The organism is Pseudomonas grimontii (assembly GCF_007858185.1).
GTDB classification, from domain to species: Bacteria; Pseudomonadota; Gammaproteobacteria; order Pseudomonadales; family Pseudomonadaceae; genus Aquipseudomonas; species Aquipseudomonas grimontii.
The window spans coordinates 60,928-81,401 of sequence record NZ_VFES01000013.1; the positions used below are offsets into that span (position 1 = coordinate 60,928).

Genomic DNA, 20,474 nt, shown 5'->3' on the forward strand with positions numbered 1-20,474 from the left:
CAGGCTGGACGGTAAAATCAGCGTGCGCTGTCGATGATTTGGCCGCCGTCCGGTGTCAGGCTGTATCCCGTCAAGAACTGCGCATCCTTGCTGGCGAGAAACAACACCACCGGCGCAATATCCTCTTCCGGTGATCCATAACGACCAAGCACGTTAGTGGGGGCAGGTACATCGACCGCGGTTCCCCACGTGTCAGCGACCGGCATGACATTGTTGACCGTGATCTTGTCAGCGCCCCATTCCCTGGCCGCAGAGCGAGTCAAGGCACGTACGGCTTCCTTTGCCATGTTGTAAGGCGCATAGCCCTGCATGCCAATGACACCGGCCAGGGACGCGAAATTAATAACCCGGCCCTCACCGCTGGCTTTGAGATGGGGATAGCACGCCTGCATCGTTCGCAGATAAGCAATCGGGCCCATTTCGAAATTACGCTGCAACTGCTCGGCTGATAGCTCAATCACCGATGAAAAAACCACAGAAGGATCGAAAGCATTGTTAACCAGAATGTCGATTCGTCCATAGGCAGCCATCACCTTGTCGACAGTGGCAGTAATTTGAACGGGATCAGCGATATCGCAAACGATTCCGAGGGCGATGCCGCCAGCGGCCTGGATCTCGGCAACCACCTGATCAACATTTTCAGCCGTGCGCGAAACGACCGCGACTTTCGCGCCCTGCACCGCGAAAATCTTTGCGGTGGCTCGGCCGATACCCCGACCGGCGCCGGTGACAATGGCCACTTTTCCACTGAGTCGAGTCATAGCATTCCCCATTATTCAAGAGTCGTTTGGATGATCGCCGCCGGTGCGTAAGGCGACGGAAATTCGCGAACGGCGTTTTGTGTCACGAAGGAGGCGGCCAGGAGAATGAGCCCCACGGCTGCCGGGATAGCACCTTTGGGCTTGTGAACACCCAGGTGCGCTGAAGCTGAAAGCAGCAGGTGATAAAACATACCGGCATAAGCGAGTTCACTGAGCGCCACATTGTAGCGCCACAAAATCGCAGCAGGACCCAGTACCTTGACCACGATCATCAAAGGCACCAGGTGGGAGGCTGAATAGCCCAACTCCGCTTGTGCGTTTCGAACATAGTCTCCTTTGGCGATGTACATCGCGGCAGAGGCGAAATAGAGCAACGAAAGCAGCGCCGTGCTAATCCAGTAAATATAATTTACGATCATGTGGTTTTCCTAAGCAGGTATTGTTACGTCGACTTAGGGCAAAGATGTCGCCTAACATAAAAATCCACAAGCAGGATGAAAAAGTGGTGCTTAGTATGGAAAACCAGACTAATGATGACGCTCAGATCAACATGCACGAGGAAATGCGCCGCGCATTTTCGCTGCTTTCAGGCAAGTGGAAGCTGGAAATCATGTGGCTGCTGAATCAGCGCATCTATCGTTTTGGGGAACTGCGCAAGGCGATTAGCGGTATCACGCAACACATGCTGACGGCGCAACTCCGAGAGCTTGAAAACGATGGCCTGATCTCGCGAACAGTCTTCGCGGAAGTACCACCGCGCGTCGAATATGAGATGACCGCAAAAGCACGCGCACTCGGGCCGACGATGGCGGCACTCGCCACCTGGTGGAGCGAGTACGGGAAAAGCGTCCCCGTGAAACCAAATCCACGTGGCCGAAAAGCTAACAGCACCCGCAAAGGTGATGGTGCGGTTTAAACCTGAGCGATTCACTGCAGCCGAGGTGATGTGCGACGTGCCTCCTGCGCCTTGAAAGCCAGCTGATTCAGAACCTCCGACACTTACTCCAAGGTCAGTTAGCTATCTAGTCTATTTGCGTAATCGAATTCCAAGCAGCCTTCGCGAGAAAGTCCTGATACTGCTTCGGGCTTTTTTTGACCCTCCCGGAAAGCCAAGCACGCGAATAGCTTTCTGTCGCTCCGATGATAAGTGACGGTAAGAGTTCTACAGGAAGATGACTGAACTGCTCCTTGCGGCCCTCGACACTCATCCAGTCCAGCAACTGCCTGTTGCGTTGTTTATTGCGTTCAAGCAATTCACCGTTGAAAGGCCCACTTGAGACGGCGTAGCGACTTTGGAAAATAAAGCGAGCCCAATCCGGTTGTTCATCGACCCATTCAGCGTAGCTATAGATCAGGGCCGCTACACCCGCTTGAGCCGTCTGTGCTTTCTGCAAATAGCTATCTCGGAGCGCTGCCTGATCTTCTAGCGCAGCGAAAAAAAGAGCGGCCACCAGTCCCTCTTTACTGCCGAAGTGATGATAGATAGCGCCTACGCTCGTTTCGCATTGAGCCCGAATGGTTTCGATGTTTGTGGCTTCGATGCCTACCTCGTTAAAGCAGGCAAGTGCTCGGCGCAGGATAGTGCGCTTGAGCTCGCTACGCCTTCCCGGATAGATACGCTCGATCAGATCAGTTGAATGCATGAGGGGAAACGCCAAATGAAGCGGAGTCTATAGGGTGAACGCACCGTAAAGAAAGCTTGGCTTGACAGCTTCCAGATATACAGAATATTGTTCCGCTACAGAATATTATTCTGTATCCAGCCAAGAGGGTATCTCATGAGTCAAGCTCTAAGCATGTTCAATAGCGTAGGCCCCGCCGCGTTCAGCAATATGGCCTGCCAAATGGCACCTTACTTCAGCACGATCGCCCCTGAGATTTCAGAGCTCAGCCCAGGCCATGCAGTCGTTAACGTGCCGTTTCGCAAGGAAATCACCAACCATCTGGCATCTGTGCATGCGATAGCCCTATGCAACGCAGCCGAGCTCGCGGGCGGAATGATGACTGACGCTTCGATTCCTTCAGGCGCCAAATGGATTCCGAAAGGCATGACCGTTGAATATCTCGCGAAAGCAAAATCGAGCATTCGAGCTGTAGCTGATGGCGGCGGTATTGACTGGAAAACCGGCGGCGACAAGTTCGTTCCGGTTGATATCTTCGACGAGGGTGGCGTGAAAGTTTTCACTGCCAGAATCACGATGAATGTGAAAATCGCTTAGGCCTTTTCTATAGGCTCGGCGTTATGCCGAGCCAAATCGCTCCTGCTGAGAGCATGAAAAATGCGTCATAGTTTCAACAATTAACTTTCACCGGTAGAGTTTGAAAAACGCTACACAGGGGGCTTGGGGAGTGTCTAGAAAACCCGGAGCGATTCAGGGCGTTACACGCCCCCTAATAATGGGGATGAAGGCGGACTCTGGATCTGCATTACAGAGGAACATCCCGCCTTCGTCAGAAAATGCCGGCGCGTCATGCACAGATTCGACAGGGCAAAGACTTTCACCAACTGCGCGGTTTTCTTGGGCAGCCATGGAAGCGCACCTTCACTTTATCCAACTCGATATTGCGTCTGGCGCACCGTTAGCGGGCCAGTCTTCGACTCGAGCGGCTAGCGACCTTCGAATTGAACGCAATGTCTTGCGGTTTCGGTGGGGATACCTTGGGAAATTGGACGTGACCGTCAGCGTGCGCGGTCATTACGGAGACAACGGAATCAAGTCGGATTTCACAGAGGGCATATGCATGCTCCTTCGTGCAGATATAAAACGTGCTTTGCTGAAACATCGGGAGCATGAGGGGGCAACCGATACACCTCAACTCCATCCACGATTCGATGTTCTACCTGGACGTGCCCCATCATTCGATGTGCAAGCCTGGCCGGGCCCATCTTGCGCACTTTTTAAATACTTTCGAACAACGTTTCGAGAGAACCGCAAATTCATTTTCGCCGGGGCATGCGTAGGAGCGCAACAATCACCCGAATTTGAAAGGCTGGCATTTAGGGATCACCTATGGCGCTCAGCACCTCGCTCACTCTTGCACACTACAAAAGGAGGAGCCTGCAATGCGAGGTGCATTTCACTTCCTGGCCCGCATACCGAGCAACTGCAATGCCCTTTTCAATGTCTATCGACTAAAACATAGTCGATGAATGCGCGAAGTTTGGGCAGCACATTTCGCCGACTGGGATAATAAAGCGCCAATCCGGGAAAGGTCACCGAGAAGCTTTCGAGTAAGACTTCAAGTGTTCCAGCGTGGATATTGCGCGCAACGAGAGATCGCGGAAGCATGAACAATCCGACCCCTCGCTCCGCGGCGTGAATACAAGCGGCCACATCATCCAGTATCAACGGACCACGAACGCGCACTACGTGTCTTTCGCCCGAGACGCTGAATGTCCAGCTGTCCAGCACAATACCCGCCTGCCGATAGGTGATGCACGGCAGACTTAAGATATCATCAGGTAGCAGCGGCCGCGCATAGCGCGCAATCAGGGACGGTGAGCCGACAACAATGCTGGGTTCTTCAGCGGTCAGAGGTACCGCAACCATATCAGCGTGTACATAGGAACGCGGTCGTACTCCGGCATCGCAACCTTCATCAATGATGTCCACCAGGTGATCATCACCGACAAATTCAAGCTGTATTCCCGGGTTCGCGCTGAGGAACCCAGGCACGAAGCGTTCTGTCAGCATAGGAACACTTGCCCTGGGAACACTGATTCGAAGCAGCCCGGTTACAGACTCACCGAAGTTACGCGCGGACTCAATTCCCAGAAGTACCTGCTGAGCAGCAGGCCGCACTTGAAGCAGCAGTCTTTCTCCAGCCTCAGTCAGTCCGACGCTTCTGGTAGTTCGTGCCAGCAGTGGCACTCCCACTCGCTGCTCGAATACGCGTATCGCCTGACTAACAGCTGATGGTGTAATGCCAAGGCGGCGCGCAGCCGCCCTGAAGCCGCGCTCCTCGGCGACCGCCAAGAACACGAGAACCCCATCTAACTCACCGCGTCCAATTGTGTAGTTCATCTAAACAGTATGAGTAGGTGGCAGTGGATTATCAACCACGGCATTCAAGGGGAAAATAACGTACCACCTCCCTAGAAAGGCTTGCTCCATGAATGCTGAAACCAAACAAAACCGCGCCTATCACCTCGAAAAATTTGGCGGGCTCGATGGCCTTGTCAACGGTGCCATAGCGATTCCGACTCCGGCCTCAGGCGAAGTCGTCGTCCGCGTACGCGCCTCCTCATTGAATTTCCGAGACATCCTCATTCTGCAAGGACACTACACAGCGCCAGTACCATCGGGCACCATCCCTCTTTCCGATGGTGCTGGTGAGGTGGTCGCCGTTGGCGAGGGAGTGACTCGCTTCGTCACTGGGGATCGAGTCGTGAACTCATTCTTCCCTGAATGGATCGACGGGCCGTTCACCGGAAAATATTCCCAGTACTCATATGATGTCGACGGCTGGCTGGCAGATTACCGCGTCACACCAGAAAACGCTCTGGCACATATTCCTGGCAGTCTGAGCTTTGAAGAGGCCGCTACCCTACCATGTGCTGCGGTCACTGCGTGGTCTGCGGTCAAAGGAGTAAGCGCAGGCGACACGGTACTGACACAGGGAACGGGAGGCGTCTCGCTGTTCGCCATCCAATTTGCGAAAGCGTTGGGCGCGCGCGTCATTGCCACCACATCCAGCGATGAGAAGTCCGAACAGCTCAAGCTGCTGGGCGTAGACGAAATCATAAACTACAAAACCCATCCCGCATGGTCGCAACAGGTCCGGGCGCTTACCAACGGCAATGGCGTCAATCGCATCGTTGAGGTGGGTGGCCCGGGCACTTTCCAGGAATCGGTCAAGGCCATTGCGGTAGGTGGCCAGGTTTCGATGGTTGGAGTACTCGCGGGCTTGGAAGGCAGCGTCGACTTCATGTCCATGTTCATGAGCCAGGCACGATACCAGCCTATCGCCCTGGGCAGTCGACAAGATCTGGAAGATTTGATCGCAGGCATCGCCGCGCATGGAATCAGCCCTGTAATCGACAGTCGTTTTGAGTTTGGGGACGCCAAGCGGGCGTACGAAAAACTCATGACACGCGACGTCTTCGGCAAGGTCGTTATCAGCCACTAAGGTGATGACCACCCAGTCAACGATAACTTAGGGGCCGATCATGACTGCTTATGTAATCTTCATCCGAGAGAAAACGCTCGATCAGCATGAGCTTGATATCTATGCACAAAAAGCCACCATTGCTCTTGCCGGCCTGCAGTCCACGGTGCTTTCAGCCTATCAACGGATTGAGGCGTTTGAAGGGGACTTACCAGAAGGCGTTGTACTTTTCTCCTTCCCGACATTCGACGAAGCCACGGCCTGGTATCACGGCGACGCGTATCAGTCCATCGTTGGACACAGGCTCAAGGGTGCAATCTATCGAGGGTTTGTCATAGACGGAGTAATTTAAAACGCCTACCGAGGATATCCAGAACCCTGCGTCGGCCGTCGAAGGACACTTACCTAGGCTTACTAATCAGGAAAAGCTGCCGTCGGCGCAATGCGCGACGTGTTCGCAAAGATTAGAGCGCAAGGAGGTATCCAGAATGTGGATGAGGCCCTGCCCTCGGTCAAAGATATCATCGCCCTGCAAGGCGATACGCAAATGCGCAATCTGGAAGCAAAATATCTGAGATAAGAATGCACCGTAATCCAGCCTTTCCTTCTAAGCCGATGTGACCACGGCAGTACGCCGGATACGTAGCGAGAGGCGACTGCATCCATTCTAATACTCTTGCGACGGCCACTACAGGTCGTCGCCTCGTTAGCTAAAAATCCGTAATCTTTTCGCCCGAAATCAAGACCGCCGCTAAGCAGTAAAATCTGTAAATAATCGACATCTTTCGATGCCTTCAACTTAAGTACCGAAGCTGTCCACCAGATGCTTAAGTCGACTGGCCTGCTGCTCAAGGTCGTCACATGCACGCAAGGTGTGATGCCCAGCTGTTTACCCACCATCACTGTTCACGGTACATCAGGTGGCCCAGGCTGGTGTCGTCCGAACCTTTCAGAACATTCGCCTATTCAATGCCAGAAGGGACCCGGAAAATGTCACGGTCGGTGCCGTATGCGCTCCTGGCAACGGTCTGTGGGCGTTCTTGAGCTGTCATCGCAAGGCCCGAGAAGAAGAAGCGCACACAGGTGAATCGCCTACCGCTTGTTGAAATATACGGGCGTTGCGTCATTCACCGATTATCGCGTCGACAGCTTCGCCTACAGCCAACCAACTGCGCCTGAAATCGCCCGAGCCCTGGCCACCGAGCCATCCTCGCTGGTTCTCGGCGAGCCGTCCGACGAAATGAACGCCCGCAAAAAGGCACAGTTGCGGGCCTACTGGAAAAGATCTGCGACGATGTCCACACCCTGTTACTGATCAAACACCAATTTTACTTTTTGAACCTTACCAAACATCTACGGTCTGTGATTGACCTACGCCACTTTGCCAATATCCGCATACCTCTCTGGTGGTGAGTGGGCGAGGTAAACAGCTAGCTTCGTACCAAGGGAAAACAATGAATCAATAGGTAGATGGAGTGACCTCAACCGAGTGACGAGTCCAGAAGAACAGCTGCTGCCATCAGCCTGGCTGACGTAGAGATACTTCACGGGAGGCCTGTCCATCAGAAATGGAGGTCTGTCCGCATATGTCTGTGTATATTTTCAATCCACAAACTAAAACCTTCTATAGGCCCATCGACGCAGCATTACGTTGGTGCAACCTCATTCGTCACGAAACACAAATAGTACAAGCTACTGAGGTCTGCCCAGAGAAACTTGGCAAACTTTTCCCACAGTGGCCGTGCCTGCGCGCAACTACAGAAAAAATCTACGACGCGGTGCGTAACGAAGAGCTGCCTTATGGCTGTCTCGGTATTTCGGTTCCTATGGGGAGTTACGTAGAACCTTATCAATTAACCATACGCCACTCTGATTTGCGCCACTGGATGCAGATTCACTATCCCGACCAAAAGCCTAGCTTTCTGTTTGAGCCCGGCAGGGATGCTCATGAAAAAGTCAGCCTAGGAACGTTCCTTGCACTTAAAGCTGATCGGGACGTCATCCTGCGAGAGCTGAACACGCTACAGCAGCACCATCAAGATTTTTTGAGAGATCTTCAAGCGATCGGACTAGAGCGGGATGAGCTCAAAGCATTGGTCAAAACGCATGGCCACCTCAGTGAGCGTAGCGAAATCACGTATCAAAATATCATTGGTGTTTTAGTCAACCTGTTTCTGGGCCATTCACCCGCTGGAAAGCCTCTCTCCGTAAGTGCCTAAGCGCTGATCCCATATGACAAGGATTAAAATGCGCGAAAACCTTCAGTTTTAAACTGATCGTTCATGGGTGCCAATTGCGTCATTACGCGACGCCGAGGCAATCATGCAGGTCATGGACGCGGCCTACGCTTCAGCTCGGCAAGGAGGTGCACTTTTGACGCTGACAGGCGATGAATACACTCGCATTCACACCACCGAATCCGAATCCATTTGAGAGTGGCTGATGGCATGGCGATCCCTCAAGGATGGATACGCCACATTTATTCATGTGACCATTTACCACAATAGTCACAATCTCGACAGATGAAGCCGAACTTACAGGGACACATTGGCGCAGTGATAGAGCTGATCAGCGTCGGCTCACGGCATCAAGCTACGCAGAATGAGATTGGAGGTGAGGACTGGAGCCAGCTCGACGAAGTCAAGGTTGTATTGCAAAAGCAACGGATTGACGAAAGGGCGAAGCGCAAGGTGGATCGCATCGACCGTTTCGTCCAACGGTGTCTTGCGTTCAAATTCACCGAGTTCTCGTCCTTCGCGCACGATCTGCAACACGAACTGCCTGACCTGCGCATCATATTTCAGTGTGCTGGGCCAGCTCTCAGACGCTGCAAATGCGGCGATGTCATAGAGCTTGCGGTCACTGAAGAACAAATTCACCCCGGTAGCGATCAGCGTTTTCACCAGGCGGCGAAAACGTTCGGTCGGCGAGATGTCCTCTACATTGATGGCTTGCTCTACTGCGGCAATGATTTCCGCCAGGCAATTGGCACAGATAGCCTCACCAATTGCCTGCTTGGAATCAAAGAACTTGTAGATGTACGCCTTGGAAAACCCGATCGCTTTGGCCAGGTCGGAGACCGTGGTTTTGCTGTAGCCGTATTGACTGAAGTGCTGATTGGCCGCTGCGACAATCTGGTCCCGGATCTCATGATCGGCTGGGCCACGGGTGCTGGGGGAAGCTATGGAGGTCTTGTTCATGCGGCTAGCTTACGCATCCGAAAAGCCCTTGACAACGGGTGACCGCTTTATAATTTCGTCACCAACTTGCAATGATAAACAGCGAGTACCCTCATCTTTTCAACGCCGCTTCGCCTTCGTCAGCTCAGCGATCAGAAAATCCCTGAACGCAGAAACCGCCGCCGGTAGATTGCGCCCCGCCATGCTTTGCAGTTCGATACGTCGTGCCTGCATGCCTTCATCAAGGATCGGCAAGCATTGCAACTGCTTGTCCGCCACCTGTTTGTGCAAGGTCATTTCGCTGGCCAGGCTGATGCCGCCCTCTTCTCGGACGAAACTGTAGAGCGCGGCAACGTAATTAGTGGTCAAGACCGGATCGAACAACAACCCCTGTACACCGCAACAGATATCGAAGAGTTGCCGTATCGTAGTGTCAGCCTTGGGTAATGCAATGGGCCAGGGTTGCAACTCGGCGAGGTTGACAGATTGACGCCCGGCCAAGGGATGGGCGTTGGAGACCACGGCAAAAATCGCCCCGCTCAAGACATGTTCGACCTTGATTTCCTTTTGCGGCGTCAGGCTGAACGTCATCGCCAGATCGGCTTCACCGGAGCGAACCTTCTCGGTCGCTTCAGCGGGCGCACAGACCTCCAGCGTGAAATGAATGCCCTGGTACTCACGCCTGAACGCGCTGATGCTCCTGGGCATGTATTCCAGTGCAAATCCCTCCGAGCAGGCAACATGCACATGGCCCCGCTTCAGGCCATGCAACTCGGTAATTTCCAGCACCACCTGCTCGGCCTCAAGCTGCGACTTGCGCGCATACGCCGCCAGTCGCGCGCCCGCCTCGCTGAGCACCATGCCGCGGGCACGACGCTCAAACAGGCTGGCATCCAGGGCCAACTCAAGCTTGGAAATTTGTCGGCTCACTGCTGAGGCCGCCACATTCAGCCGCACGGAGGCCTCGCTGATCGATCCGCATCGCGCGACCTCAAGAAAATAGCGCAGTGCCGTGGACTGCACGCCATACAGCTGCATCGGAGCCCCCAAGGATTGCCTTTTCGGCAAAGGAAGTATCGAAATATTGTGCTTGTGGCATTGATAGCCCTTCCCTACATTCGTGTCCAGACCAAAAAAAACAGTGCCCGACCTTTTCATCCTCCTTTACGCATTTGCGATTCGCTGCCCTTTGATTCAACCACTCTCGCCAACGGAGACGACGGCATGGGCATCAAAGGTTTCGCTTGCAGTCTTGCGCTGATGGGCCTTATCAGCAGCTTTCCGGCGCATGCCGGCAAAGCCAACGACACCCTGGTTTACGCTTCCGACAGCGAGCCTGAAAACATCAGCCCCTATCACAACGATTTACGCGAAGGCGTGATTCTCGGCCGGCTGATCTGGGACAACCTGATCTACCGCGATCCCAAAAGCGGCGAATACAAACCCATGCTGGCCACCAGCTGGAAGCAGGTCGACGACACCACCATCGACTTTGAGCTGCGCAAAGGCGTCAAATTCCACAACGGCGACGCCTTCACCGCCGACGACGTGGTGTTCACCCTCAACTACGTGGTGTCGCCCGAAGCGAAAGTCGTTACCGTGCAAAACGTAGACTGGATCAAGAGCGCCGAAAAAACCGGTGACTACAGCGTCCGCCTGTATTTGAAGAAGCCTTTCCCGCCGGCACTGGAATACCTGTCCAACGCCGTTCCGATGTTCCCCAAGCAGTACTTCGAGAAGGTCGGCCTGGCCGAATTCAGTCGCAAACCAATCGGCACCGGGCCGTATAAAGCCGTGTCGGTGGTGGCCGGCGAAGGCGTGACCATGGAGATCAACAAGGACTACTTCCCGGACAGCCCGCAAGGCAAGCCACATATCAGCCACCTCAAGTTCCGCGTGATCCCGGATGCAGAAACCCGCCTGGCCGAGTTGATGACCGAGGGTGTCGACTGGACCTGGCGTGTGACCTCGGATCAGGCGGTCGACCTAAAGGGCATGCCGAACCTGACCGTGACCAGTGGCGAAACCATGCGCATCGGTTTCCTGATTCTTGATGCACGCGGCACCTCCACTGAAAACTCACCGATGAAGAACCTCAAGGTGCGCCAGGCCATCAACCATGCGATCAACCGCAATGCGCTGGCCACGCAATTGGTCGGTGGCGAAGCCAAGCCCTTGCAGGTTGCCTGTTATCCGGGCCAATTCGGTTGCGATACCACCGCGGCCACGGTCTACAACTATGACCCCGCCAAGGCCAAGGCGCTGCTTGCCGAAGCCGGTTACCCCAATGGTTTCGAGACAGAAATCTTCGCTTATCGCGACCGTGATTACGTCGAAGCCATCATCGGCAACCTGCGCGCAGTGGGCATCAACGCCAAGCTGCGCTACTTGAAGTACGCCGCCCTGCGCGATCAGCAACGTGGCGGCAAGGTGCCCATGTCGTTTCAGGCCTGGGGCTCGTTCTCGATCCTCGACACCTCGGCGTCGGCCGGTACCTGGTTCAAGGGCAATCCGGACGACAATATCAAGGACCCACAAGTGCAGGGCTGGTTGCAGACCGCCGACAATGCCCTCGACCCGCAAGTGCGCAAGGACAACTACCGCAAGGCCTTGCAGCGCATCAGCGAACAGGCCTACTGGGCGCCGCTGTTCAACTACTCGATGAACTACGCCTACACCGCCGAACTCGCGTTCACGCCGTACCCGGATGAGCTGCCGCGCTTCGTCGAGTCCACGTGGAAGTAATACGTAACCTGGCGCACGGACTCTCGTGCGCCACGGACACGTCCTCACACTTGTCATCCATTGGATATGAGGAAACTTGCCATGCTTGGATTCCTTCTGCGCCGCCTGGGCATCGCGATTTGCGTTGCTATTACCGTGTCGGTGATCAGCTTTTCTCTTTTACATCTGTCCGGCGACCTCGCCACCGCCATTGGCGGACCGGAAGCCACCAGCGAACAGATCGAACAGATTCGCGTGCAGTACGGTTTGAACAAACCGCTCCCGACCCAGTACTTCAACTGGCTGGGCGATTTGCTGCGGCTGGACCTGGGCAACTCGTTTTTCTTTCAGGAATCGGTCTACAACCTCGTCGCCAGCCGCCTGCCGATTACTTTGGGGCTAGGTGCCATGGCGCTGGGAATCGCCTTGCTGGTGGCCATTCCACTGGGCGTGTTGGCTGCGGTCAAACGCGACACCTGGGTTGACCGACTGGCCTTGAGCATCGCGGTGCTGGGTCAGGCGATGCCAAGTTTCTGGTTTGCGCTGATGTTGATCGTGGTGTTCGCGGTGACGCTCAAGTGGCTGCCGGTGTCCGGCAACGCGACCCTGCTGCACTTCGTCATGCCGGCCATTGCCTTGGGCTACTACGCGACGCCGGCAATCATGCGCCTGACCCGCGCCGGCATGCTTGACGTGCTCAGTTCCGATTACATCCGCACCGCCCGCGCCAAGGGCCTGCGCCCTGCCCGCGTGTTGTTCAAGCATGCACTGCGCAACGCCCTGATTCCGGTAGTCGCGCTGGCGGCGGTGGAGTTCGGCTTCATGCTGGGCGGCTCGGTGGTGATCGAAACCGTGTTCTCCCTGCAGGGCATCGGGCAACTTGCCTGGGACGCCATCGCCCGTGACGACTTTCCGGTGGTACAGGCCGTGGTCCTGCTGATTGCAGTGATCTACATCATCCTCACGTTGCTGGCCGATGTGCTCAACGCACTGCTCGACCCGCGCATTCGCGTGCGCTAGGAGGCTTACATGAGCACCCCCATTACCCTCGCGATCAATGACTACCTGCCACCACCGAGCAGCCTCAGCCGAGTACTTGGCAAGAGCTTGCGTCATCGTGGTTTCGCCATCGGCGCGGTGTTGTTGCTGATCATCTTCGCGGGTGCACTGTTCGCGCCGTGGCTGGCACCTTACGACCCTTATGCGCAAGACGTCATGCTGCGCATGAAACCGCCGGTATGGATGGCCAACGGCACCTGGGAATACGTGCTCGGCACCGACAAACTGGGCCGTGACTACCTCTCGAGGCTGCTCTACGGCGCACGTATTTCGCTGTTCATCGGCATAGCAGCGGCGCTGATTTCGGGCTTTATCGGCACGGTCATGGGGCTGTTGGCGGGCTACTACGGCGGCAAGGTCGATGCGTTTATCAGCTACCTGATCACCACCCGACTGGCGATGCCGGTGGTGATGGTCGCGCTGGCCTCGGCCTCGCTGATGGGCGGCTCACTGAAAGTGGTGATCGTGCTGCTCGGCTGCCTGTTATGGGATCGCTTCGCGGTGGTAGTCAGGGCCTCGGTGCAACAGATTCGCGATGCTGAATATGTGGCGTCAGCCCAGGCGCTCGGTTGCTCGACCCTGCGCATTCTGGCCAGTGAAATCCTGCCCAACCTGGTCGGCGCACTGATCGTCGTCGCGACGCTGGAAATGGCCCACGCGATCCTGCTGGAGTCGGCCCTCTCATTCCTCGGGGTGGGCGTACAACCGCCAACGCCGTCCTGGGGCTTGATGATCGCGGAAGGCAAGCCCTACATGTTCTTTTCCCCGTGGGTCATCGCCATTCCCGGTGTCGCCCTGATGATTCTGGTGCTGGGCATCAACCTGGTCGGCGATGGCCTGCGCGATCTGATCCTGCCCGACGGCCGTAACTGATAGACCGCCGTAACTGATAGAGGGAACCAAACATGGCACTACTCCATGTGGAAAACCTGCGCGTGGACATCCCCATGGGCAACAGCCCGACGCCGGATGACATGCTGCATGCCGTACGCGGTCTGAATTTTGAAGTCGAGCGCGGTGAAATGCTGTGCATCGTCGGGGAGTCCGGCTGCGGCAAATCCCTGACCTCGCTGGCGTTGATGGACCTGTTGCCACGCAAGGCCAAACGCAGCGCGTCCCGGCTGACGCTGGACGGCATCGACATGCTCGGCCAAAGCGAGCGGCGCATGTGCGACCTGCGCGGCAACCGTCTGGCGATGATCTTCCAGGAACCGATGACCTCGCTGAACCCGGCCTACAGCATTGGCGATCAGCTCAGCGAAGTGCTGACCCAGCATCGCAAGGTCTCACGCAAGGAGGCCCTGGCGCGCGCCGCGCAGATGCTGGAGAAAGTCGGAATCAGCAATGCCACCGAGCGCTTGCATCAGTATCCGCATCAGCTTTCCGGCGGCCTGCGCCAGCGGGTGATCATCGCCATGGCGTTGATGTGCGAACCGGACCTGATCATCGCTGATGAGCCCACCACGGCACTGGACGTGACCATTCAAGCGCAGATCCTGCGCTTGATCCGCGACATTCAGAAAGAACTCGGCCTGGCGGTGATCTTCATCACCCACGACCTTGGGCTGGTGGCACGGATCGCCGACCGGGTCGCCGTGATGTATGCCGGGGAAATCGTCGAAACCGCCCCTGCCCTGCAACTGTTCGAGAACCCGCAGCATCCGTACACCCGGGGTCTGCTGGCGAGTATTCCAATCCCTGGCCGGACCAAACCGGGTGAGGCGCTGGGTTCGATTCCAGGCCTGGTGCCGAGCCTCGTCGGCGAACAGCAAGGGTGTGCGTTCCGCAACCGTTGCGGGCAAGCGATAGCGGCCTGCGCGCAACACATCCCCGAAGTCGAACAGGACGGGCACATGGCGCGCTGCCTGTTCGCCGCACCGGCCCCGGCACCGATTCGACTTCAGGAGCGTGCAAGGTCATGAAAAAAGACATCGCTTTGGAGCTGTGTGACATCCGCCGCGAGTTTCGGATCAACACGGGCTTTTTCAAACCCGCAGCGACCCTGAAAGCCGTGGATGGCGTTTCCCTGCGCCTGATGCGCGGCGAAACCCTCGGCCTGGTGGGTGAGTCCGGTTGCGGCAAAAGTACCCTGGCCAAGATGCTGCTCGGTCTGTTGCCGCCCACCAGCGGCGATGTGCTGGTCAATGGCAAACACCTGGCGGCGACTGATCGCAAGGCAATGTCCCGGCATATTCAGCCGATTTTCCAGGACCCGTACTCCTCGCTGAACCCACGCAAGACCCTGCGTGAAATCGTTACCCTGCCGCTGATCGTGCATGACATCGGCAGCACCGCCGAGCGACGCAGGAAGACCGAACAGATGCTTGATGTGGTCGGCCTGCCCAAGCGGGTGATCGACAGCTACCCGAGCCAACTGTCCGGCGGGCAACGCCAGCGGGTGGCGATTGCACGGGCGCTGATCATGCGCCCCGATGTGTTGATCTGCGACGAGCCCACATCCGCGCTGGATGTGTCGGTGCAGGCGCAGATTCTCAATCTGCTGCAGGACCTCAAGCGCGAATTCGGCCTGACCTATCTGCTGATCAGCCATAACCTGGCGGTCATCGAACACCTCGCCGACCGGGTCGCAGTGATGTACCTGGGGCGCATCGTCGAAGAACGCACGCGCGAAGCGTTGTTCGCTAAACCCGGTCACCCTTATACCCGCGCCTTGCTGGATTCGGTGCTCACGCCCGATCCGCGCCTGGGCATTCCCGAGATCGGCCTGCACGGCACCTTCCCCAACCCCATGTCACCGCCGTCCGGTTGCGCCTTTCATCCGCGCTGCCCGAGCTGCTTCGCCCCCTGCAAAACGGCCTACCCGGCCAATGGTTCGCTTATCGGCGGCAACGTGCGTTGCCACCTTCACGACACTTCTGCCCAAACACTGGAGCTTGTCCACTCATGAGTCGTTCACTGGCTATCAGCAACACCACAGCGCAATTCGACAACGGCGCATTTTTCAATCTGCTCGAACGCAGCGTCGCCTTGCACACCGAAAGCCAGGCAGCGGACAGCCAGCCCGAGCTGTATCGCTACCTCAATGACTTCATCACCCCCCATGTCGAGGCAATGGGCTTCAGCGTCAAGATCTATGACAACCCGGTGGCAGAGCGAGGCCCCTTCATGATCGCCACGCGCATTGAACACCCGGACCTGCCGACCGTGCTCAGCTACGGCCACGGTGATGTGGTGCGCGGCTATGAGGCGCAATGGCGCGAAGGGCTGTCGCCGTGGCAAGTCATTGCCGAAGGCGATCGCTGGTACGGCCGCGGCACGGCGGATAACAAAGGTCAGCACCTGATCAACCTGACCGCGCTGGAACAAACGCTCAAGGCGCGCGATGGCAAGCTGGGTTTCAACGTCAAGCTGCTGCTGGAAATGGGCGAAGAAGAAGGCTCGCCGGGCTTGAATGCATTCTGTGCCGCGCACAGCAAAGAGCTTGCGGCGGATATTTTCATCGCCTCGGACGGCCCGCGCCTGGCGGCGTCACGTCCGACGATTTTTCTTGGCTCGCGCGGGGTATTCAACTTCGAGCTGGTGGTCAATTTGCGTGAGGGCGCCCATCACTCCGGCAACTGGGGCGGGTTGCTGGCCAATCCCGGCATCATCCTGGCCAATGCCATCGCGAGCATGGTCGATGAACACGGTCGGGTGAAAGTTGCGGGCCTGATGCCCGAGACACTGCCGGAGCCGGTTCGACAGGCACTGGCCGATATTGACGTCGGCGGCGGACCGGGCGATCCGGAAATCGACGCCAATTGGGGTAACCCGCAGCTCTCGCTGAGCGAAAAGGTGTTCGGTTGGAACACCCTCGACGTCATCGCCTTCAAGACCGGCAACCCTGACGCCCCTGTGCATGCGATTCCCGGCAAGGCTAACGCGCACTGCCATATCCGCTTCGTGGTCAACAGCGACTACACGACCTTTATCCCGGCGGTACGCACCCACCTGGATGCCCATGGTTTCAGCAATGTCGAGGTCAAGCAAAGCCGCATTGATGTGATGCATGCCACTCGGCTGGACCCGCAGAGCCCTTGGGTCGATTGGGCGCTCAGTTCCCTGGCACAGACCACCGGCAAAAAACCTGCGCTGCTGCCAAACCTCGGTGGCTCGCTGCCCAACGATGTGTTCGCGGACGTGTTGGGCCTGCCAACATTGTGGGTGCCGCACTCGTACCCAGCCTGTTCACAGCATGCGCCGAACGAACACTTGCTGGCGCCGGTGGTCAAGGAAAGCCTGCAAATCATGGCCGGGCTGTTCTGGGACCTGGGCAACGACGCGGCACGCCTGGCTCATGAACATCGGTTACGGGAGCAGGCGCAATGAGCGCCACTCCACAACAGGCCCTGGACTGGCTGGCTGACCAGCGCCAAGCCATGGAAGCGCTGCTGCGGCGTATCGTCGACACCGACTCCAACAGCTATGACAAGGCGGGTGTCGACGCGGTGGGCGCGCTGCTCGCAGCTGAACTGGAAGCCGACGGCATCCTGCTCAAGCGCATACCGGTCGAGGGTTTTGGCGACGTGCTGCTCGCCGAAGTGCCAGGCGATTCTGGAAAACCGGTGCTGTTGCTGGGCCATCGCGACACAGTCTTCCCCAAAGGCACCACCACGACTCGCGGCTACAGCCGCGACGCCAACCTCGCCTATGGCCCCGGCGTCGCCGACATGAAAGGCGGCCTGGTGCTCAATTGCTTCGCCCTCAAGGCACTCAAGCGCGCCGGTCGGTTGCCCTATCCGGTGCAGGTTCTGTACACCGGTGACGAAGAAATCGGCTCCGGCAGTGCCAGACCCCATATCGAAAACGCCGCCCGTGCCGCCCGCGCCGTGCTCAATACCGAACCCGGCCGGGCCAGCGGCAACGTGGTCAGCGCACGCAAAGGCGGAGCCACGCTGCTCATCGAAGTCAGCGGCCGCGCGGCGCATGCCGGCGTCAACCATGCCGACGGGGCCAGTGCCATCGAGGCCCTGGCCCGCAAGATCGTCAAGCTGCATGCCTTGACCGATTACCCGGCTGGCATCACCACTAACGTTGGGCTGATATCCGGTGGTACGTCGAGCAACACCGTCGCGCCCAGCGCCAGCGCCCGGCTGGACGTGCGTTTCATCGAGTTCAAGCACTGGGATCGGATCTTCAGCGCAATCGAGGCCATCGTCGCCGAAGAAGAACTGATTGGCACCCGCGCCGTGCTCAAGGAAGCGACGACCTTTCTACCGATGGAAGCACGCCACAGCGAACGACTGCTGCACCTCTACCAACAAAAAGCGCTGGCGCTGGGTTTCAGCGTCGAGGGCGAATTCACCGGCGGTTGCGCCGACTCCGGCTTCACCGCCAGCCTGGGCGTTCCAACACTGTGCGGGCTCGGCCCGGTGGGTGGCAAGGTTCACACTGAGCGTGAATACCTGGAACTGGACACCCTGGTGCCTCGCGCCCTGGCCTTGGTGGCGACCATTCTGGCGGTCGGCGATAACGTTTGAGGTCACGGGTTTCTACACATCGCCGAGGTCAGGGTATCCTACAGGTTCACAGGCAGCGCCTACCGCTGTCGGGTATCACTTCAAGTTGGCGCGAATGGCTTACTCGGGCGAAGTTTTTTACCTGTTCCACTGCCGCAAGGACGGAGCATTCGGCCGCCCCATCCGGCGCTATCGAGTAGATGCATCGTTTACCCATGGAGAGACTATGCAATAAACGCTCATCAAGTTCACCGAGCACTACAAAGGAACAGTCACTCTCGGTCACTTGCACATCAACGAGCTTGCCAGGCACGGTGTCCACCGTATCGACATGGATCAGCGCAACATTGTCAAAACAGCTGAACCCTTGATGAATCAAGTCAATATGAACGCTATCAAGTCCACACACGATGACCACGATGCGCGTGCCACTTGAAGGCTCGCGCATCCACTTCATTGCGTTGGGACGACAATCGACAGTTCGGCTCATAAGCGGTGCCTTTATTGTTCCAACAGTCGAATGGACCAGGTCCTTGGTTAAATGACGCCGCGTGCCTGCAACACGCTTTTCGCCAGGCTTCGGGTCGCCGCCAACACCGCCTCCACCTGTTGATCCATCTGCGCAGTGGAGGAAGCTACTCCTCCAAGTTCGACCACGCGCAACGGATGACCGCAAACAGATCCCAGCCACGTCATGCCGCAATTCGTGCCAGTTTCGACATCCAGTAAAAAGCTTCCGTGGGAGACGCAGCGCAACAGTTGGCTGGCATGGCACGCGTAGCCCCCAGCGGATTGCTCCGGGCTGGACCCGACCCGCAACCAGTCGAGCATCAACACCTCGGAGTGTTTGACGGCCAGATAAGCCACCTGGTCCCATTCCTCTATCGCCACGTGCAGCTTGTCGATCATGTATTGAGGCAACGCGGCGCTGGTAACGATCACCACTCCGGCATCCGCCGAAGGCTCCTTGATCCAGACTGCGGATTGCGTTATCGCATGCATGGCGGTACTCCCGACGGTTGGATAGGAGCCGCGTGCTCCGGGTGGTGATCCGACGCTGGGGTGGTGACATTCAACATTCATGCCGACCACCCCCAGCGTTTCGTGAGCAAGCTCGCGCCGAAAGGCTATTGGCGTTAATCAGCCGTCGCGGAACAGGAAGCTGTAGGCATTCAGCGCAGGCGCCCCGCCCAGGTGCGCATACAGCACTTTCGAGCCTTCGGGGAACTCACCACGGCGGACCATTTCAATCATCCCGTGCATGGATTTGCCCTCGTACACCGGATCGGTCAGCACACCTTCAAGGCTTGCGCACAGACGAATGGCTTCCAACGTGCCGTCGTTGGGCAAACCGTATTCCGGGTAGGCAAAACGTGTATCGAGCACCACGTCGTCTTCGGTGATCTCACGGCCCAGTTCCACCAACTCTGCGGTATGCCGGGCGATACGCAGGATCTGAGCCTTGGTTTTCTCTGGCTTGGCCGAGGCATCGATGCCGATAACGTTCTTCGAACGGCCGTCAGCAGCAAAACCGACGACCATGCCGGCCTGGGTACTGCCGGTCACAGAGCACACCACGATGTAGTCGAACGTGAAACCCAGTTGTTTTTCCTGCTCTCGCACTTCCTCGGCAAAGCCGACGAACCCCAGGCCGCCGTAGGGGTGTTCGGAACAACCCGCCGGTATCGGGAACGGCTTGCCGCCCCGCGCCACCACATCGTCCATGGCCTTCTCCCAGCTGGGCCGGATGCCAATGTCGAACCCGGCGGCGTCCAGTCGTACGTCGGCGCCCATGATGCGAGACATTTCGATATTGCCAACGCGGTCATACACCGCATCGGAGTAGTTCACCCAGTTTTCCTGCACCAGCACGCACTTCATGCCCAGGTGAGCGGCAACGGCGGCCACCTGGCGAGTCTGGTTCGACTGGATGCCGCCGATGGAAACCAAGGTATCGCAGCCTTGCTCGAGCGCTTCGGGAATCAAATATTCGAGCTTGCGCGTTTTGTTCCCGCCGAAGGCCAGGCCACTGTTGCAGTCTTCACGTTTGGCATACAACTCGACCTTGCCCCCCAGGTGTTCACTGAGGCGCTTCAAGGGCGTGATGGGAGAAGGACCGAAGGTCAACGGATAACGTTTAAAACGATTCAGGTTCATGACGCTGCTCCTTGATTACTGGACAT

The 20,474-nt window shown here is 57.3% G+C and carries 21 protein-coding genes; 12 read left to right on the forward strand and 9 right to left on the reverse strand.

Going from position 1 to position 20,474, the window contains the following annotated elements:
- Positions 1–17 precede the first annotated feature (17 nt).
- Both FIV39_RS20180 and FIV39_RS20185 read right to left on the reverse strand, forming a co-directional pair.
- Positions 18–761, reverse strand: a complete 744-nt coding sequence (locus tag FIV39_RS20180; RefSeq protein WP_057005592.1) for an SDR family NAD(P)-dependent oxidoreductase — start codon at positions 759–761, stop codon at positions 18–20.
- Positions 762–772: 11 nt separating this feature from the next.
- Positions 773–1,180 carry a DoxX family protein gene (locus FIV39_RS20185; protein ID WP_057005559.1) on the reverse strand — a complete coding sequence of 136 codons (408 nt, stop codon included), beginning with the start codon at positions 1,178–1,180 and terminating at the stop codon, positions 773–775.
- Positions 1,181–1,275: 95 nt separating this feature from the next.
- On the opposite strand from FIV39_RS20185, the gene FIV39_RS20190 reads away from it, so the two are divergent.
- On the forward strand, positions 1,276–1,677 hold the full coding sequence (locus FIV39_RS20190) for a winged helix-turn-helix transcriptional regulator (protein ID WP_057005591.1): 402 nt from the start codon (positions 1,276–1,278) through the stop codon (positions 1,675–1,677).
- Positions 1,678–1,783: 106 nt separating this feature from the next.
- Here FIV39_RS20190 and FIV39_RS20195 read toward each other — a convergent pair whose 3' ends face one another.
- Positions 1,784–2,404 (reverse strand): TetR/AcrR family transcriptional regulator, encoded by a 621-nt coding sequence (locus FIV39_RS20195; RefSeq protein WP_090404505.1) that lies wholly within the window; start codon positions 2,402–2,404, stop codon positions 1,784–1,786.
- A gap of 135 nt (positions 2,405–2,539) precedes the next feature.
- Here FIV39_RS20195 and FIV39_RS20200 point away from each other — a divergent pair, with 135 nt between their 5' ends.
- The gene (locus FIV39_RS20200) at positions 2,540–2,980 is read left to right on the forward strand and encodes a hotdog fold domain-containing protein (protein ID WP_069970779.1); all 441 of its coding nucleotides are present in this window, start codon (positions 2,540–2,542) and stop codon (positions 2,978–2,980) included.
- Between the two features lie 900 nt (positions 2,981–3,880).
- Here FIV39_RS20200 and FIV39_RS20205 read toward each other — a convergent pair.
- Entirely contained in the window at positions 3,881–4,786 is a 906-nt protein-coding gene (locus FIV39_RS20205) for a LysR family transcriptional regulator (RefSeq protein ID WP_090404510.1), read from the reverse strand.
- A gap of 88 nt (positions 4,787–4,874) precedes the next feature.
- On the opposite strand from FIV39_RS20205, the gene FIV39_RS20210 reads away from it, so the two are divergent.
- From FIV39_RS20210 to FIV39_RS20220, 3 genes are all read left to right on the forward strand, one after another.
- A complete protein-coding gene (locus FIV39_RS20210) occupies positions 4,875–5,891 on the forward strand; it encodes a zinc-dependent alcohol dehydrogenase family protein (RefSeq protein ID WP_090404512.1) in 1,017 nt (338 codons plus the stop codon).
- Between the two features lie 40 nt (positions 5,892–5,931).
- Positions 5,932–6,222 carry a DUF1330 domain-containing protein gene (locus tag FIV39_RS20215; RefSeq protein ID WP_090404514.1) on the forward strand — a complete coding sequence of 97 codons (291 nt, stop codon included), beginning with the start codon at positions 5,932–5,934 and terminating at the stop codon, positions 6,220–6,222.
- Positions 6,223–7,456: 1,234 nt separating this feature from the next.
- Complete coding sequence (locus tag FIV39_RS20220; RefSeq protein WP_244176349.1) at positions 7,457–8,089, forward strand: hypothetical protein; 633 nt, start codon at positions 7,457–7,459, stop codon at positions 8,087–8,089.
- A 360-nt stretch (positions 8,090–8,449) separates the two neighbouring features.
- Here FIV39_RS20220 and FIV39_RS20225 read toward each other — a convergent pair whose 3' ends face one another.
- Both FIV39_RS20225 and FIV39_RS20230 read right to left on the reverse strand, forming a co-directional pair.
- Complete coding sequence (locus FIV39_RS20225; protein WP_090404517.1) at positions 8,450–9,070, reverse strand: TetR/AcrR family transcriptional regulator; 621 nt, start codon at positions 9,068–9,070, stop codon at positions 8,450–8,452.
- Positions 9,071–9,169: 99 nt separating this feature from the next.
- A complete protein-coding gene (locus tag FIV39_RS20230; RefSeq protein WP_090404520.1) occupies positions 9,170–10,087 on the reverse strand; it encodes a LysR substrate-binding domain-containing protein in 918 nt (305 codons plus the stop codon).
- A 186-nt stretch (positions 10,088–10,273) separates the two neighbouring features.
- On the opposite strand from FIV39_RS20230, the gene FIV39_RS20235 reads away from it, so the two are divergent.
- The 7 genes from FIV39_RS20235 (at position 10,274) to FIV39_RS20265 (ending at position 18,312) form a co-directional block, all read left to right on the forward strand.
- The gene (locus FIV39_RS20235; RefSeq protein ID WP_090404523.1) at positions 10,274–11,794 is read left to right on the forward strand and encodes an ABC transporter substrate-binding protein; all 1,521 of its coding nucleotides are present in this window, start codon (positions 10,274–10,276) and stop codon (positions 11,792–11,794) included.
- Between the two features lie 81 nt (positions 11,795–11,875).
- On the forward strand, positions 11,876–12,793 hold the full coding sequence (locus FIV39_RS20240) for an ABC transporter permease (protein ID WP_027603429.1): 918 nt from the start codon (positions 11,876–11,878) through the stop codon (positions 12,791–12,793).
- Positions 12,794–12,802: 9 nt separating this feature from the next.
- A complete protein-coding gene (locus FIV39_RS20245; RefSeq protein ID WP_090404526.1) occupies positions 12,803–13,705 on the forward strand; it encodes an ABC transporter permease in 903 nt (300 codons plus the stop codon).
- A gap of 32 nt (positions 13,706–13,737) precedes the next feature.
- Positions 13,738–14,754, forward strand: coding sequence for an ABC transporter ATP-binding protein (locus FIV39_RS20250; RefSeq protein WP_090404529.1), 1,017 nt, complete (start codon positions 13,738–13,740; stop codon positions 14,752–14,754).
- Positions 14,751–15,740: an ABC transporter ATP-binding protein gene (locus tag FIV39_RS20255; RefSeq protein ID WP_090404532.1), complete on the forward strand. Its 990-nt coding sequence runs from the start codon at positions 14,751–14,753 to the stop codon at positions 15,738–15,740. The genes FIV39_RS20250 and FIV39_RS20255 overlap by 4 nt, the downstream gene beginning before the upstream one ends.
- Positions 15,737–17,161 (forward strand): M20 family metallopeptidase, encoded by a 1,425-nt coding sequence (locus FIV39_RS20260; protein ID WP_090404535.1) that lies wholly within the window; start codon positions 15,737–15,739, stop codon positions 17,159–17,161. Before FIV39_RS20255 ends, FIV39_RS20260 begins: the two co-directional genes overlap by 4 nt.
- On the forward strand, positions 17,158–18,312 hold the full coding sequence (locus tag FIV39_RS20265) for a M20 family metallopeptidase (protein ID WP_090404538.1): 1,155 nt from the start codon (positions 17,158–17,160) through the stop codon (positions 18,310–18,312). Before FIV39_RS20260 ends, FIV39_RS20265 begins: the two co-directional genes overlap by 4 nt.
- A gap of 46 nt (positions 18,313–18,358) precedes the next feature.
- Here the strand turns inward: FIV39_RS20265 and FIV39_RS20270 are convergent, their stop codons facing one another.
- The 3 genes from FIV39_RS20270 to FIV39_RS20280 form a co-directional block, all read right to left on the reverse strand.
- Positions 18,359–18,781, reverse strand: coding sequence for a hypothetical protein (locus FIV39_RS20270; protein WP_090404541.1), 423 nt, complete (start codon positions 18,779–18,781; stop codon positions 18,359–18,361).
- A gap of 47 nt (positions 18,782–18,828) precedes the next feature.
- Positions 18,829–19,293: a transketolase gene (locus FIV39_RS20275; protein ID WP_090404544.1), complete on the reverse strand. Its 465-nt coding sequence runs from the start codon at positions 19,291–19,293 to the stop codon at positions 18,829–18,831.
- A gap of 138 nt (positions 19,294–19,431) precedes the next feature.
- Positions 19,432–20,448 carry a 1-aminocyclopropane-1-carboxylate deaminase gene (locus FIV39_RS20280; protein WP_090404547.1) on the reverse strand — a complete coding sequence of 339 codons (1,017 nt, stop codon included), beginning with the start codon at positions 20,446–20,448 and terminating at the stop codon, positions 19,432–19,434.
- Positions 20,449–20,474: the final 26 nt, after the last annotated feature.